The organism is Bacillus sp. WC2507 (assembly GCF_052656125.1).
This window is the reverse complement of record NZ_JBQXPN010000001.1, coordinates 4,185,589-4,202,333: the sequence shown is the minus strand read 5'-3', so window position 1 is coordinate 4,202,333 and position 16,745 is coordinate 4,185,589. Positions and strand designations below refer to the sequence as shown.

The 16,745-nt window shown below is 33.7% G+C and carries 15 protein-coding genes; 6 read left to right on the top strand and 9 right to left on the bottom strand.

Annotation, left to right across the window (positions count from 1 at the left end; translation table 11 throughout):
• Position 1: 1 nt before the first annotated feature.
• A complete protein-coding gene (locus tag ACUN28_RS22110) occupies positions 2–622 on the bottom strand; it encodes a DUF47 domain-containing protein (protein ID WP_000231446.1) in 621 nt (206 codons plus the stop codon).
• A gap of 312 nt (positions 623–934) precedes the next feature.
• Here ACUN28_RS22110 and ACUN28_RS22105 point away from each other — a divergent pair, with 312 nt between their 5' ends.
• On the top strand, positions 935–2,977 hold the full coding sequence (locus ACUN28_RS22105) for a transglycosylase domain-containing protein (RefSeq protein ID WP_016088684.1): 2,043 nt from the start codon (positions 935–937) through the stop codon (positions 2,975–2,977).
• 105 nt (positions 2,978–3,082) lie between these two features.
• On the opposite strand, the gene ACUN28_RS22100 is transcribed toward ACUN28_RS22105, so the two are convergent.
• The 3 genes from ACUN28_RS22100 to ACUN28_RS22090 all read right to left on the bottom strand — a co-directional run bounded on the left by ACUN28_RS22100 (position 3,083) and on the right by ACUN28_RS22090 (position 6,169).
• Positions 3,083–3,511, bottom strand: coding sequence for a hypothetical protein (locus ACUN28_RS22100; RefSeq protein WP_016088683.1), 429 nt, complete (start codon positions 3,509–3,511; stop codon positions 3,083–3,085).
• A gap of 195 nt (positions 3,512–3,706) precedes the next feature.
• Positions 3,707–4,675: a Gly-Xaa-Xaa repeat protein gene (locus tag ACUN28_RS22095; RefSeq protein ID WP_016088682.1), complete on the bottom strand. Its 969-nt coding sequence runs from the start codon at positions 4,673–4,675 to the stop codon at positions 3,707–3,709.
• A gap of 273 nt (positions 4,676–4,948) precedes the next feature.
• Complete coding sequence (locus ACUN28_RS22090; RefSeq protein WP_016088681.1) at positions 4,949–6,169, bottom strand: ATP-binding protein; 1,221 nt, start codon at positions 6,167–6,169, stop codon at positions 4,949–4,951.
• A 159-nt stretch (positions 6,170–6,328) separates the two neighbouring features.
• Between ACUN28_RS22090 and ACUN28_RS22085 the strand changes: the two genes are divergently transcribed.
• A complete protein-coding gene (locus tag ACUN28_RS22085) occupies positions 6,329–7,174 on the top strand; it encodes a DUF72 domain-containing protein (RefSeq protein WP_016088680.1) in 846 nt (281 codons plus the stop codon).
• A 277-nt stretch (positions 7,175–7,451) separates the two neighbouring features.
• Here the strand turns inward: ACUN28_RS22085 and ACUN28_RS22080 are convergent, their stop codons facing one another.
• From ACUN28_RS22080 to deoD, 4 genes are all read right to left on the bottom strand, one after another.
• Positions 7,452–7,646, bottom strand: coding sequence for a DUF3924 family protein (locus ACUN28_RS22080; RefSeq protein ID WP_016088679.1), 195 nt, complete (start codon positions 7,644–7,646; stop codon positions 7,452–7,454).
• A gap of 114 nt (positions 7,647–7,760) precedes the next feature.
• Positions 7,761–8,291 carry a tyrosine-type recombinase/integrase gene (locus tag ACUN28_RS22075; RefSeq protein WP_000806236.1) on the bottom strand — a complete coding sequence of 177 codons (531 nt, stop codon included), beginning with the start codon at positions 8,289–8,291 and terminating at the stop codon, positions 7,761–7,763.
• Between the two features lie 107 nt (positions 8,292–8,398).
• Positions 8,399–10,210, bottom strand: a complete 1,812-nt coding sequence (locus ACUN28_RS22070) for a sensor histidine kinase (RefSeq protein ID WP_016088678.1) — start codon at positions 10,208–10,210, stop codon at positions 8,399–8,401.
• A 156-nt stretch (positions 10,211–10,366) separates the two neighbouring features.
• Positions 10,367–11,074 (bottom strand): purine-nucleoside phosphorylase, encoded by a 708-nt coding sequence (deoD, locus tag ACUN28_RS22065; protein ID WP_000110708.1) that lies wholly within the window; start codon positions 11,072–11,074, stop codon positions 10,367–10,369.
• A gap of 175 nt (positions 11,075–11,249) precedes the next feature.
• Between deoD and ACUN28_RS22060 the strand changes: the two genes are divergently transcribed.
• Positions 11,250–12,038 (top strand): hypothetical protein, encoded by a 789-nt coding sequence (locus tag ACUN28_RS22060; protein ID WP_016088677.1) that lies wholly within the window; start codon positions 11,250–11,252, stop codon positions 12,036–12,038.
• Between the two features lie 4 nt (positions 12,039–12,042).
• Here the strand turns inward: ACUN28_RS22060 and mprF are convergent, their stop codons facing one another.
• Positions 12,043–14,628, bottom strand: coding sequence for a bifunctional lysylphosphatidylglycerol flippase/synthetase MprF (gene mprF / locus ACUN28_RS22055; RefSeq protein WP_016088676.1), 2,586 nt, complete (start codon positions 14,626–14,628; stop codon positions 12,043–12,045).
• A 186-nt stretch (positions 14,629–14,814) separates the two neighbouring features.
• Between mprF and ACUN28_RS22050 the strand changes: the two genes are divergently transcribed.
• From ACUN28_RS22050 to ACUN28_RS22040, 3 genes are all read left to right on the top strand, one after another.
• Positions 14,815–15,204, top strand: a complete 390-nt coding sequence (locus ACUN28_RS22050) for a hypothetical protein (RefSeq protein ID WP_016088675.1) — start codon at positions 14,815–14,817, stop codon at positions 15,202–15,204.
• 21 nt (positions 15,205–15,225) lie between these two features.
• On the top strand, positions 15,226–15,717 hold the full coding sequence (locus tag ACUN28_RS22045; RefSeq protein ID WP_016088674.1) for a YpuI family protein: 492 nt from the start codon (positions 15,226–15,228) through the stop codon (positions 15,715–15,717).
• Between the two features lie 106 nt (positions 15,718–15,823).
• Positions 15,824–16,738, top strand: coding sequence for a superoxide dismutase (locus ACUN28_RS22040; RefSeq protein WP_016088673.1), 915 nt, complete (start codon positions 15,824–15,826; stop codon positions 16,736–16,738).
• Positions 16,739–16,745 lie beyond the last annotated feature (7 nt).

Genomic DNA, 16,745 nt, shown 5'->3' with positions numbered 1-16,745 from the left:
CTTACGCGTTCTTCATAATAATTGTTTCTAATACGTTTGCAACGCTTTGGCAGCTATCCGCTACTTCTTCAAGCTCTTCGTAAATTTCTTTGTATTGAATAATCTTAATCGGATCTTTCTCACGAGAGAATAAGTGCTTAATCGCATGACGGCGAATATCATCACATTGTGATTCGTAATCCTTAATCTTAATCGCGTTCGTACGAATGTCGACTAACTTCTTCTTAGACAGTAGTTCAACAGAATTTGCAATCTCAATCGCACATTGATTAATTGCTTCAACGAATTTAATCATGTATTCATCAGCTTCTGTAATAGAATACATTTCGAATAGACCAGCACTATGATCTAATCCGTCTAATACATCATCCATACTCATTGCGAGTTGTAGGATGTCCTCACGTTCAATAGGAGTAATAAACGCTTTGTTTAGCTCCATAATGATTTCGTGAATAAATGAGTCACCTTTTGACTCATACTCTTTCATGCGCATAGAAAACTCTTTTAAATCGCTAGCATTTTTAATTTTATACTCCACGAAAAACTGCGCGCCTTCTTTTAAATTTTCAGAAACATTCATTAACATTTCAGAAAATTTATCTTTTTTTGATTTAAAGACCATTATTAGTTACCCCCACAAAAGTAATATATGTAAAATATATTGGCTAATCAATTCTAACAAAAAACTGTCGTTTTTTAAAACATTTTATCGAAAAGTTTACAAAAACTTAACATAACTCTCATTGTTGTATTAATAATATTAATAATCACTATTGAATATCTTACTTGTAGAATGTCCTTTTCTTGCAAAAAGTATGAATGTGAAAGAAAAGCTTTACACTACAGGAAAGACTACGTTATTATAATAAATTTAAAAGGAGGTATATTCTTCCTTTTGAAAAGAAGAGTGTAAACAAACGAAGGAAGTGAACGAATGAAATTAAAGAACACTCACTTGAAAAAAATACAGGAGTGGTTCAACAAGAGGAAGAAACTTCGTAATTCATTAATTGTATTAGGAAGTTTACTTGCTACTCTATTTATTGCTATAAATATAATAATTTCTATTCAAGACATATCTGAATTAAAGCAAGCTGTTCCGCAACCGACCTTAATTTATGATGCAAATAATGAAGTCGCGACAAAATTAGCTTCTTCTAAAACAGAAGGCGTGAAAAGGAAAGATATTCCTGATATTATGGTTCAGGCAATTGTTGCAGTAGAAGATAAGGAATTTTTTAACCATCACGGTATTTACTATAGTGGAATTATAAGTGCAGTTTTTAAAAATATTACAGCAGGAGAAGTTGTAGCAGGGGGAAGCACAATTACGCAACAACTTGCGAAAAATGTATTTCTGACACAAGACCGCACGTTCTCGCGTAAAATAAAGGAATATTTTTTAACAAAAAAAATAGAACGTACGTATACGAAAGATGAAATTATCGAAATGTACATGAATCAAATTTATTTTGGTGAAGGTGCTTGGGGTATAAAAAAGGCAGCTAAGTCTTATTTTGATAAAGATGTAAAAGATGTAACAATTTCAGAGGCTGCAACGATTGCAGGTTTGATTAAAGCACCGTCTACGTATTCGCCTTATAAAAACTTTAATAAATCAATCGAACGACGTAATGTTGTATTAAATTTAATGAAAGAGCAAGGGTATATTTCTGACGAACAGTATAATAAAGAAAAAGAGAGTGGTCTTGTGTTGAAACGTGGTGTTGATGATAAATACAAGGGGAAATACTCTCAATATGTAGACTATATTGTTAGAGAAGCGATGGACAAGTACGAATTAACACAAAATGAAATTTTAGCAGGTGGTTATCGTATTTATACAGAGCTTGATCCGAAAAAACAACAGGCTGTAGAAGACGTTGTGAATAATGAGAGTTATTTCAAAGATAGTGGCTCAGATCAACTTATGCAAACAGGTGTAGTTCTTATGAATCCGAAAACAGGTGGTGTACCAGCTTTAGTTGGAGGAAGAGGGCCGTATCAGTTTTTACAGTTTAACCATGCAACCCAATTAAAAAGACAACCAGGCTCAACGTTAAAGCCTCTTGCTGTATATGTACCAGCGTTAGAGCAAGGGTATGAAGTATACGATATATTAAAAGATGAACCATTTAATATTAAAGAATATAAACCGCAAAATAGTGATCATACTTTTCATGGTGATGTAACGATGTATGAAGCAGTAGCGAAGTCGTACAATGTTTCAGCTGTTTGGCTATTAGAGCAGATTGGATTAGATAAAGGGTTGAAATCTTTAGAGCGATTTGGTATTCCATTAGTGCCAGAAGATCGTACGTATCCAATTGCTTTAGGTGGGATGCATGTGGGAACCTCCCCATTTGTAATGGCCCAAGCGTACAGTACATTTGCAAATGACGGTGTCCAAGTGGAAGCTCATGCGATTAGGGAGATACAAAATGCGGAAGGTGAAACGATTGGAAAGTGGTATAAGAAAGAGACACGAGTAACGAGCGAGAAAATTTCTCAAAAGATGACATATTTATTAAAAGGTGTTGTCGAAAAGGGTACGGGCGAAAAAGCGAAAGTTAATAATGTTGATACGGCAGGTAAGACAGGAACTACTCAAATTGTAAATGGACCAAGCACAGGCGCAAAGGATTCATGGTTTGTTGGATACACACCAGATTTAGTAGGTGCAATTTGGGTAGGATATGATAAAACAGATAGCGATCATTATGTTCCAGGGGGGAGTCAAATTACGACGACAATGTTCAGGGATATTATGAAAAAAGCGAATGCCAATCCAGCTCAAAAAGCATTCCAGTTATCACTCATATCTGAGGCTGAATATAAAAAACAATTGAATACAATAGAAGAGGAAAAACGAAGAAAAGAAGAAGAGAAGAGGAGGAAAGAAGAGGAACAACAAAGAAAAAAAGAGCAACAAGAGTGGTTTGATAAAGTGAAAGAATGGATTCCATCATTTTGGTAAAAGAAAGAGGCGAATAACGAAATTCGCCTCTTTTTCGTATGAAAAATTAAGTGAAACTTTATATACCTACTAGTTATTAGCGCATATCAATTGGGATAAATGGTATTACTCGTTAAGTGTAACATTCGTACTGCCAAAGGATTGAGAATCGTATGTGATAATTATTTTTCCTTTACTAATAGGCTCGTAAGGTAATTCTTCTTCGTAATTACCATTATTTTCATTGTGAATAGAAAGCATGATTTCATCAATTTCTTTATTTGTATACTGATCTTTAATCGTTTCGGCAATTTGAAGTAGTGCTTCGGAACTAGAAGCTTTCGTAATAAGCATTCCTTTTATAACTTTTTTTTCATTATTTGTGGCATTGGAATAAGGGATGTTACTTTGTTTTGTATACAAAAGTTTGTATGGAACAGTTTTTCTCTCTGCTTTTGATATAGTGGAATATTTTAGAGTTAAAAAAAATCCTACACATAAAATAATGCATACCATAAGAGCAAACCAAATGCGTATTAGTGACATAACTCTCATTTTCATCCCTCTTTCATATCATTGACTTCACTATTTATCATACAAAATGAGGATTAAGATAGAGTAAATTTGAGGTAAAGAAACGTAAAGAACGAGCACTTATCCTCCCAAATAAGTGCTCCTTTCTATATAAAGAGAGATTTAATGCACGGCTAAACGATACATATTATTATAAATATACTTATTGATTGAAAATTAGTAAATTCGGAATACGGATAGTGTTGCAGTTGTATCGCCTGTGTTAGGAATAGAAATAGTGTTTGCTGTAGGCTGTACAGCAATCGTTGTACCAGCTTGTAAAGTAACGATTGTAGAGAAAGAAACAGCACTACCGATAACGTTAGTTGAGAAATTATGAGTAGGTGGTTGGCCATTGAATGAAATACCGAATCCAAATGGTGAAGATCCTGGGAAAGTTGTAGACGCTGAGAAACTAATATCATATACGCCTGTTTCTAAAATTGTTAAAGTATCTGAAGTATCGTTGAAAGAGATATTAGTTAATTCAAAAACTTGATTGAATTGGATGTTTGTTCCAGGGGATATAGTTTGTGGATTTGAGTTTCCGATAGCTTCGATAGTTACAGGAATTGGAGTACCCGCTGCTCCTGTTGCCCCCGTAGCACCTTGAGCACCCGCCGGTCCTTGAGGTCCAGTAGCCCCAGTAGCACCTGTTGCTCCTCCTCCAAGGCAACCTGATCCGTATTGAACTAAGATAGTTTGGATCTCTGTTATGAGTTTAACTAGTTTGTCCATAGTGCAACAATCTATTTTGAATAGCTTTGCGATATACAGTAAATAATTAAGCAAGCTTTGTAGTTCAACGTACAATGCTCCGCATGAGAAAGGTGTTGTTCTTAAAATAGTTAATAAATTAGCAATAATAGAATTTCCAATTTGTTTTTGTGCTGGAGACAAATCTAAGCAATTGAGGAATTTTTGTAGGTTATTTAGGGCGGCAATCAAGTTATCTATATTATTTTGAGAAGCGTTTTGAAAGACAGCTTGAATAGCTTGACCAAGAGTTTGAAGCAGTCTAACGAATTCTGTAAGTTTTGACTTAGAGATGTTAATATGACTACAGGCTCTGACTTCGCAACAATCATTACCATAAAATACTTTCCCTTTATTTTTATTGTTCATCTTTTCATTTCTTTCTTTCATTTTAATATATAGTAATTAATATATATTAAAATGAAACTTATACTACATTCGTGATGGACAAACTACCATTTCTAAAAAAATAAGAAATTGGCCCACCTAGCCAAAATAAGTAAGATGTAGAGAAGGTTTATATGATATAAAGAAGAAAAGTTCAATATAAAAAACTGCATGCCAATTGTTGGAGGTATTTAACAATTGGCATGCAGTTTGTGGAAGAGTACCTCATTTGTATTCATTCAATCTTTCTAGAGGTATTTTGGGTAAAATTGGAATTTAAATAGTGAAAGTTGTACCATCTTGATTACTAGTCATTTTTAATGTACCGTTATGATTTTGAATAATTTTCTTCGTTACTGACAAGCCCAGTCCTGTTCCTGAATCTTTTGTTGAGAAGAATGGATCAAAAATATAATCTTGAATAGCTGGAGGAATACCAATTCCGTTATCAGTGAAAGTGATTCGAATAAAGTTATCTAAGCGATAACTAGTGATTTGAATAGAAAGTTGTTTTTCACCTTGAGCATCGACAGCGTTCTGAAATAGGTTTAAAAAAACTTGTACAAGTTCATGACGATCAATATGAACTAATACATCATCTAATTCGGTAGAAAAATTATAATCAATTAAAATGTTATGTAAAAAGACTTCACTAGCTAGTAACTGTTGAATATACTCACGTAAAAATGTATGAATGGGAAAAGGTTCTCTTGTAAATTCACGTGTTTTTGAAATAGCTAAAAATTTTGTAATAATACTATTTGCACGATCTAATTCAGGAATAAGTAAGTTTTTAAATAATTCTTTATTAGATGGAGAAACACTTTCTTGTAAAAATTGTAAATAACCCCGTACTGTTGTCAGAGGATTACGTACTTCATGAGCAATCCCAGCTGCGATTCGTCCTGCTAATGAAAAATTTTCTGCATCACGTTCTGTGTTTAAATAATGGAAGACACTAATAACTCTAAAAATCTCTCCGTTATAATCCCGAATAATTCGATTGTTTAAAATACCATAGTTTTTGTCTAGCACTTCTTCATTATATATTTCTGTGCCCGTTCTTAATGTTTCAAGAGCTTTAATTTGTTCTTCTGGCAAGTTTAATAATTGTTGAATTGGCTTTCCAATTATATCATTTCGTACTACACCAAAATCATCTGCTGCAGCTTGATTACATAATGTAATATTCCCTTTATTATCAACAAAGGTTACATGATGTGAAAAAGCATCAAAAATATGAATAAAGTATTTTTCAAGTTGTTCAAATAAAAACAATGAATCACAAGTAAGTTGAAAATCAGCCTCTTTATTCTCTTTTTGTATGTTTTGAATGGAATGAGTCGTTCTTGTTTTCTTTATTTGTAAACCAATATGTGGATTTTTGTATGTGAAATGATGTGGTAATTGATTCACAAGTTCTTCATAAAAACGTACTTTATTTTCTAGTTCTTCTATTCGTTTTTCATGAGATACAATAGCATCGTTTGGAAGCATAAATAGATAACCCCTCAATTTAAAAATTCTTCCATTTAGTATATCATATTTTTATAAGGATACTCTTAAAGAAAGGGATACTTCATGTAATGGATTAGCCGAAGTATTTGAGAAGTGAGTAGAATGAATAGAAGATAAAGTTAAAAGGGAGGGATGCATTTGCTTTTCATTGGAGTGACAGGATGGGGAGATCATGATTCTTTATATATAGATCCCTATGAAAATAGAAATAAATTACGAACATATAGTGAGCATTTTCCTATTGTGGAAGTTGATAGTTCATTTTATGCGATGCAGCCTGCACGAAACTATACAAAGTGGGCAATGGAAACACCGAAAGATTTTTCCTTTGTCGTAAAAGCATATCAAGGAATGACGGGACACATGAAAGGAGAAATTCCTTATTCTACGTTCGATGAGATGTTTGATGTGTATAAACAATCTATTCTTCCTTTAATAGAAGCTAATAAATTAAAAACGATTTTATTTCAATACCCACCTTGGTTTGATTGTAAAAAGAAAAATGTAGATTTCCTTCAATATACGAAAGAAAAAATGGAAGGTTTACCGTGTGCCATAGAATTTCGAAATCAAACATGGTTTTATCCCGAAATGAAAGATAAGACGTTACAGTTTCTAGAACATGGGAAATGGATTCATACAATTTGTGATGAACCACAGGCTGGAATAGGTTCGGTACCACTCGTGTTAGAGGTTACGAATTCAGACATGGCACTTATACGTTTTCACGGTCGGAATGTTCATGGGTGGCTTGATAAAGGGGAAAATTGGAGAGCGGTTCGTTGCTTATATCGTTACAACAATAAAGAATTGGAAGAATGGGTAGAAAGATTAGAGCAATTAAAAAAGAAGACAAAGGACATATATGTACTATTTAATAATAATTCGGGTGGAGATGCAGCGGATAATGCGAAACAGCTTATGAAAATGATGAACATTACATATGGTGAGCCGAAGCCTGAGCAATTAAATTTGTTTGAATGATAATAAACAAGAAAGGCACTGTACAAACAGGGGGAATGTACAGTGCCTTTCTATATGAAAAAGAGGGGTAACAATGTTACTGAGCGTTTGGTTGATTCATCAATTGTTGGCTTCGTAATAAATGATAATGGTTATCATTATCATTGTCAATAGTTTTCCGAAAAATAAATAAAAAACTTTTTATGAGGCATGAATGGTAGGGAGATTCCTAATAAAAAGTTTTTAGGGGTAGGTTTCCAGTAAACACCTGATAAAGTATCAAAAAAAAGAACAGCAATTATTGCTGTTCTTTTCCAGTGACGAATTGTTGTAAATCAAAAGGAGTTATCGCTTGGATAAATTCTTTTGAGATAAGTGTTTGAACAAGGGTACTCTCAGAAATGGAAGCACCTGTTTTCTTTTCATAAGCTTGTTTTAATAAATCAAGTTTTTCAGCCGTTTCTTTCGGTAATTCAATTGTTAATGTGTTCATAATTTCTCCCCCTTACTATTAGAGTACCACTACAATATAGGAGAGACAAGAAAATGTGAAACATAAAAAAGGTTACCATTTATAAATGGTAACCTTTTTTATGTATAAGAGTTATTAAGCAATACCGATATACTTTAAAGTTTTTGATGGAGTACTATGATCAAAGAAGTGTTGTAAAAATGCGATGTCAACACCTGATTTGTATGCACAATATCCCCAAGTTTTTCGAAGTGTATGTGAGCTAATCCCTTCTAATCCAACTTCTTTTGCAGCTTTGTTTAAAATATACCATGCATGTTGTCTCGTAATAGATTTTGTTCCTTTTTGAGACTTTAATAATGGTTCATTACGTTTCCAAGTTTTACGTTCTTTCATGTAATCTTCGATCGCGTGCTGTAAGTCTTCATTTACAGCAAACCATTTATGTTTCTTTACTTTTTCATTGTAAAATAAAATGGAATGGCGAACATTTTCATTTTCATCGATTACATCACTAACTTTTAATTGTAAGATTTCACTTACTTTTAAGCCAGAATTTACAGCTAATACGAATAATAAGCCATCACGTTTCGAAGATTGTAAAAGTATATTTTTGATAGTTTCTAATTGTTTTTCATTTTGAATAGGTTGTCCTGCTTGTTTCATTTCACGCACTCTCCTCTTTTATGTGTGTAAAGGAAAGGATTAACTTGTTTCTTACTATAAAGGGAGAGTGTGAATTTCATGTGAACTCCTAGTGAAATTAAGACAAATTATTTGACTTCTTTTACTTTTTGTAAATTAAAGTAGAATACAACACTATTAGTCGTATTATATACACCGTACTCGGCATGGTGGAGGTCTAAAATGTTTTTTACAATAGATAATCCGAGACCAGTACCACCAGTATGACGGCTACGAGATGCATCTAAACGGTAGAAACGATCCCAAATTTTTTCAAGACTTTCTTCTGGGATCGGATTTCCTGTGTTTTCAATTTCGACTTTTACTGTATCTTCCATTGCTATAACGGAGACTTGTATTTTTTCTCCATCTGGCGTATAGCGAATTGCATTGCTAAGTAAGTTCACAACCACTTGCTCAATACGACTACGATTCGCTGTAACAAATATAGAAGAGTCTACATCTATGTTCACTTGTAAATGCTTTTCCTCCATACTAAATAATAACTTTGTATAGACTTGTTGAATTAATTCGCCGATTGAGAATGTCGTCATATCTAGTTTGTACGTACCTGATTCTAATTTTGCTAATTCTAACATTTCAACAATAAGTCTGTTCATGTTTTCAGTTTCTTCTAAAATAACATCTGTATAATACGTCGTATCTTTACTAACGCCATCTTTAATTCCTTCTGCGAAACTTCTAATTACACTGAGTGGTGTTTTTAATTCGTGTGATACACCAGAAATGAATTCTTTTCGCGTTTTCTCTAATTGACGTTCACGTTCAATATCTTGTTGTAATTTTGTATTGGCAACATTTAATCGATCGATTCGGTCTTTTAAGTTTACAGATAACGTATTAATACTACCGGAAAGCCCGCCGATTTCATCGTCTGCTGTCACAGGTAATTTCTCGCTAAAATCAAAATTGGCCATTTTCTTTGTAACACGATTAATTTTAATTAATGGCTTCACAATGATTTTTGAGTAGTAGAAGGATAACAAAATGATTACGAGAAAAACGATGATTAAGGCATAGACATAATAATCCTTTAAAACGAGCATTGCTTCGTTAACAGGTTGCAAAGATGCTATCGCAAAAGCGTATTCTGTAATCTTTCCATCTTTCATAATAGGTTTTACAAAGATACTATTCTTTATATTTTCTCCGCCATCTAGTATATAAGTGTTTAATTGCTGCGGGTTAGAAGTGCCATCTCTAATAATTTCTGCAAAATATTGAACGGCTTGTAATGTTTCAAGATCATTTGCAAGACGAACATCCGCTTTGGATGGAAGCTGTAACTTAGATACAATACCAGTAAAATCAATTTGAGTTGGAGTTTTGTATCGGTTTGTAAGTCTATTTTTAGAAGGATTGCCATTAATGGATTGAAAATCTGAGTTGACATGTTCGTTTTGCCATCGATTATAATTCGTTGTCAGTTCTAGTGGCGTAATTATATTTTCTTGTACAAAACCGACGACGTTTATCACTCCATCTTTTTTCAACCCTAAGTTTTCGAATTTATTATATTCTTCTGGTGTTAAAAGATTGTTGAGTGGAATGGAATATGTTTTATTATTTTTAGGATTAATGACATCAATGTAGAAATTATTGTCACTTTTAATAATTCCGTTAGAATTTAAAAACTGCATTTCAGCATTTGTTTTATCATGAAATTCTTGTTTTAGCTTTCTAATTTCCTCATAAGTTTTACCACTTTTTTCGTAAGTATCTACGAACTTCTCAAAAGCAGTTTGAACTGTTTTTACTTTTTTATTAATATAAAATTTCTCTAAAAATAGAGATTGTCCTAGGAAAAAGAGGAGGAATATGATTGTAAATAATGTTGATGTTAATAAAAATAGTTTAAAGACGATACTTCTGTTTTTCACTGCGTCACCTCTTGTGAGAAATACTGTAAATGATTACTTTATTATAACAAACGTTACAAAAAAGTAGAGGAGAAAATCTGTCTCTTCCGAAAGTAGTTTTTAATAAAAAGTCACATAAAAAGAACTCGACAGACGTATGACGAGTTCTTTAATGTATTATTGTTGAATTGCTGCATCTAAAGCGATTTCAATCATTTCGTTAAATGTAGTTTGACGCTCTTCAGATGTTGTTTCTTCACCAGTGAAGATGTGATCGCTTACTGTTAATACAGATAACGCATTTACACCGTATTTCGCTGCTAATGTGTAAAGAGCAGTTGTTTCCATTTCTACTGCTAGTACACCGTACTCTCCAAGTTTTTTAACCATGTCCATGCTTTCGCGGTAAAATACATCTGCTGTTAAAACATTACCAACACGAACGTGTAAGCCTTTTTCAGTTCCAGCATCGTAAGCTTTCTTTAAAAGGTCGAAGTTTGCAGCTGGTGCAAAATCAAAACCTGGGAATGTTAAACGGTTCATATTAGAATCCGTACAAGCTGTCATTGCGATAATAACGTCACGTACTTTTACGTCTTTTTGAATGGCACCACAAGTTCCAACGCGAATTAAATTTTTAACTCCGTAGCTTTGGATTAATTCGTTTACATAAATAGAAATAGAAGGAACACCCATACCCGTACCTTGAACAGATACACGTTTTCCTTTATAAGTTCCAGTGAAACCTAACATACCACGCACGTTATTATAGCAAGTAACGTCCTCTAGAAATGTTTCAGCAATATATTTTGCGCGTAATGGATCACCAGGTAATAGAATAGATTCAGCAATTTCGCCTTGTTTTGCTTCAATATGTACACTCATGAAAAGTCCTCCTTATAATGTATTGATAGAAATCAATATCATTTGCATTATACACTACGAATCCTTTCAATTAAAATCTTTTTATTATTTGTAATATGTGCAAAACAGGAGGATTTCATAAATCACAATCTAGAATATATAAGTAAGAAGTTTTGTATGAACAGAGACTATAAAAATGGTAGGTGATGTTTTGAAAAATCTTGTCATTGGACTCGTTGCTTTGCTATTTGTTGTAGTAGGCGGATTTTACATAAAGAAGTATCAGGAAACTACAGAGACTGTAGGTGATGTTCAGGAAGTGAAATGGGATGTGTCAAATGGAAAAGGAAATGAAAAAGTAGATATTTCGTTTCAATTACTAAATAATAAAAATAATGAAGTTCGTGGTGTGAATGATCAAATTCGGGCAGTTATTGTAGACGGACAATTAAAACATGTACAGCAAATGAAACCTACATTTGCAGGGAATGGATCATATAAGGTATCTTCCAAAATAGCGAAAGATGAAGGATATACAATATTTTTATATGAAGACAAAAACAAGTCTGTGAACTCATTTGCGAAGAAAGATTTTGGGAAAGAAATAGAGGAGAAAAATAAGAAAAAAGTAAAATTTCCAATTGATAATGTACTTACAAAAAAAATAGGGGAGTATGAAGTTTCTCTTTTATTTGGTGCATTGCACCCGAATGAGCCAGTGACGTTAACATTTCAATTCCAAGCGAAAAAGGGTGAAAAATTGAAATTACATGCAGAGAGAGGAGAAGTGGAGGCGCTTTATATCGTGGACGAAAAGAGAGAAAACTTTTTGTATGCAATACCTGTTGATACAGATGAGCAATTACAATATCGCATTACATTTCCTGTAGAAGGAACGTATAAAATATGGGGAGATTTCTATATAAACGGTAAGAAATATGAAAAAGAATTTATTGTACAAGTTCAAAAAAGAAAAAACAGCTAAATGTTTAGCTGTTTTTTCTTTTTCCTATTAATTTCGTTACAGAGAGCATTGTAATGGGTAAAGAGTGATTCTTTCTAAATGCTAAATATTTACCGCTCCATGCTGGTTTATATTTTTCTTTAAAATGTCGTAACCCGCTGAAACTATATGTATAACGAACATTATTAAAGATGGCAGCAGCAACCCGTTCAGACCAGAAAGATTGTGTCGATAAACCTACATTTGAAAGTGGTGCCATACCAATATTAAAGGAATGGTATTCATTTTCTTTCGCCCACTGGAATAGGTGGATGAAAATTGCATCCATAATGCCGCTAGGTGCATCTGGATAATATCGCATTAAATCAACAGACAATGATCCGTCTTGATATACGGGCATAAAGGTTGTAAATGCGATGATTTTTCCATCTGCATCAGATAATGTAGCGATAGGTGCTCGGCTAATATATTCACGATCAAAGTATCCGAGTGAAAAACCTTTCTCTTTTTTACCGCCGAGCCACGCATCTGAAACTTTTTGTAACTCTTCATATAGTTCATCTGAGAATGGTGGCTGGTGAATAGAGAATGTATAGCCTTCTCTTTCAAAACGGTTGAAAGTCGCTCGCATACCGGCGCGTTTTTTTCCTGTTATTGTAAATGTGTTCAAATCAACGACAGCTTCTTCACCAAGCTTAAAGAAGTTATAACCAAAATCATGATATAAACTCATCCATTTACTTTCGATTTGGTAGAATACACAAATGTATCCAAATCGATCAGCTTCGGCTAAAAACTCTTGTAACACAGTACGGTAGGAGGAAGGGTCACCAATTGGGTCACCTAGTACAACAAGACGTTTTCCAGTTATAGAGAAGAGAAGGAGCGCTTTCCCATCACTACTGAAGAAGAATTGTTTATCACCTAAAAATCCTAAATGACTAAGTACATTTCCGTTATGTTCCTCTAAAAAGTTTTGCAATCTTTTATCATTAGCTGGTTGCCCGGGAAATTCATTTCGATAACGATTGGCAATGAGTGAGCCAATCAGTAAAAAAGTAGGAACGAAAAAGGCAGCTGCTAATGCACTTCGTTTCACTTGCGTAATATTACGAACGACAAAATCAGGTTTAAAAGCTTCTTTTGCACCTGCAAATAAAATGCCTAAGTTTTTATATAAATATAAAGTTACAAGTAAGAATATAAAAACTTTTACTATATCAGAAAGTGAGACTTCCATTTTCTCGCGTACAAATCTTTTACGAAGCATATATAATACAGCGAGTACGATTAATAAAATAAATGTTTCTTCAATATCAATTCCTTTTAGCGTATTAAAGATGGCTGCTCCGATTAAAGAAATAATCGTCATATAGTAAGAACGCTTTGTTCCATAATATATCCCCCTTGAAAGGATTAGGAGGAGAATACCAAATGTTAGTGATAAGCTAAAAGAAAATTGAATAAGATGTTTTGGAGCTAGAATATGTAAGGCGTGTGCTCTGTTTATACTTGTCGGTAGAATGGTCGATAAAATAACCATTAGTCCAGCAAATACTGTTAAAGCAGCAGATGCCCATGAACCGAGCTTTCCGAGAAAGTCACGCTGCAAAGTCCATATAACACCAGTTGTTTCTAATGCAGGCGCAATAAAAGGTTTATCTTCAAACTTTTTAATGGCCACACCTGTCATTTCAAAAGCTGCAAAAATAAGACCAAGGCAGAAAGGTAAAATGTAATAGACGAGGCGATATAATAACATTGCAGGTAGTAATACGCCTGTATCAATGCCATATTGTCCGAGTCCAGTTAAAAAGACAAGATCAAATGAACCAAGTCCACCAGGCACAAGACTTACAACGCCAGCTAAAGCAGCAATTACATACACACCTAAAAACTTTTGAAATTCGATATCGATGCCAAATAATATTAATATGACGTACATAACAATACCAGCAGATACCCACTCAACTAATGAAACTAATGAGTATAAAACAGTTGGGTTTTTCTCTTCTTCTCCTTCTTCTTGTCCTTCGGTTTGTTTTGTTTTTCTATTTTTCAGTTTAGAAAAGCCGATATATATAGGGACGAAAAGAGCAAAGAAGATAAGAACAGGCCATAGCCACGGTTTTTCATGCAAAATAAAACTTGTGTCTAATATTCCAATAAGACCGAGGAATGAAAGAATTGCGAGTCCGTTAATAAAAGCAGTTGTCATCCAGGCGATACTTTTAATCAGTTTGCCATTTTCTTTTATATATGGACGATAAAGCATTGTGCGTACACCCGCTCCAACGAGACCACCAAAGCCAATAAATCCATTTAAAGTATTAGCAATCCATGAGATGCGGAAAATCTTTTGGACTGGTATATCAGCTTTTAAATAACGAAGCATAACATAGTCATAAAAGAACATTGTTGATACGGCAAATGCGCCAAGTGTAATTGCTAAAAAGACTCCTCCGGTTGGAATGTTTTTAATTGTATTGATTGCTTCTAAAAAAGAAATGCCTGCTAATTCTTTTTTTGCTTGAAAGAATACAATTGTTAATACAACAAATGGGAAGATAAATTTCCCTATTTGTAAGAAACGTTTCCATGAAAACGACATAAATACAACTCTCCTTGTATAAGAAAACTGAGACAATAATATTATTATGACAAACTTCAAGAAAAATAAAAAGGTAAATTCCTGTATAAGGAAGCTATTTTTTATAAGAGGTATATTTAAAAGAGTATTTCGTTTGTCAGAAAATTAAGTTAAAATAAATTGAAAGAAGGAAGAGAGGGGAAGTAGATGATTATAATAGGTTATGCGGGGTACGAGTTAGAGAAAGCAAAACCTAATACATCAGAAGATTTTTTTAATAGATCTGAAGTGACATATATATTAAATAATAAAGAGAGAACGTTTTCCGTTTTATACGTTCGGTATTTTGAAGAAGTTTTACAAGAAATTACTCCTTTTGAAGGAAATCCAGTATGTAAAGTAGAAGAACAAGACATATATTTACGGGATATTGTAGCGATATGTTGTTTACTGAAAGAGAATGGGCTTCGCATGCAAAAACGTTTGTATTTAAATAATATAGAAGAATTCCAACAATATTTTGATGCGGGAACAGTGGTGAAAGTACAAGAAATATTGGCTGAATTACATAAAAATAAAAGAGTAGAAATAGCGTGAAATGGCAAAGGAGAGGGAAAAATGTCTAATCTAATGGTTGAAAATCAAACAGAACAAGTTTCTATGTTTTTAGAAGATGTTATTACTTTGATAACCAATTATGTAAATTATCATACGTTACCTTCTTTATTAGAAGAGACACCAGCAGGGAATGAACAATATTATAAAGGGTTATTAGCATCAATAAGACGTCTTCTCGTTTTTTGTGAAGAAGGGCATGATGCATGTTTTGTTTTGTTAAATAGCCAGCCATTTCGAAAAACAGCAGCTGAAAAAATTTTATATAAAATTTATCATCAAGTAATTGCAGAGTTTTTTTCACCAAAGAGTGATCATTGGTATGAAAATAGTCGGTCTGCCTATACAGGGAAAAATTCCATCGTTTTTCAGCAAACGCCACCTGCATCTATAGAGCAAGTGATGAAGAGTTTAGAAGGTAAATTTCAATTGATGCGTGAAGAACTAGAATATTATGAGACGGATTACCAAACAAAGATGTTACACAAATATTAATTGCGAAAAAAGAAGCTAAGGGGACTTAGCTTCTTTTCCTTTTGTGCAGTTATATAAGAGATTTCCTTTGAATATATTTAAGGGGATAGCATTAAGGAGGTGTAACATGAGTCAGCAAGGTGTATTTACAGATTACTTTCATGAAGTAGAAAGTTGGTGTGAAAGTGTTCTTCACGTATTAGATAGCCGCGCAGTGGAAGTGTATGATGTCCATATGCTTGCTTATAAAATTCAAACGTTATTAGACCGTATGAAAGAGCATGAGTATGATACAGATGCAGAGTTTATGTATGAAATAAGTGACGATGTAGAACATATTCAGCATCATTTGCAGGAAGTATTCGTGCAGGGAGAAGAGGAATATGAACTATATGAAAGAGGGGATAGTGAACGAGCTGTTCCAATTGGAGGGCATACACTCCCGCCATTACCTTATCCGTATAATGCGTTAGAACCGTATATTTCTAGAGAAATTATGATGTTACACCATGATAAACATCATCGCAGTTACGTGGAAGGATTAAATAAGGCAGAGAAGATGATGGAAGAGGCGAGAAAAACAAATCAATTTGATCTAATTAAGCATTGGGAAAGAGAAGCGGCTTTTCATGGATCAGGCCATTACTTACACACGATATTTTGGAATAACATGAAAAAAGATGGTGGCGGAAGTCCAAGGGGTGCTCTTTCACAACAGATTGAACAAGATTTTGGGAGTTTTTTACGTTTTCAAAAACATTTCACAGAAGCAGCTTCTAAAGTGGAAGGATCAGGATGGGCGATTCTCGTTTGGGTGCCACGATCGGGAAGATTAGAAATTTTACAGAGTACACTTCATCAATTATTTACACAATGGGATACGATACCGCTCCTTGTATTAGACGTGTGGGAACATGCGTATTATTTACAATACCAAAATCGCAAAGATGAATATATTAAAAACTGGTGGAATGTTGTAAATTGGCCTGATGTAGAAAAAAGATTTGAAAGTGCAAAACAAATTGAATGGACACCGTACTAGACGCAGG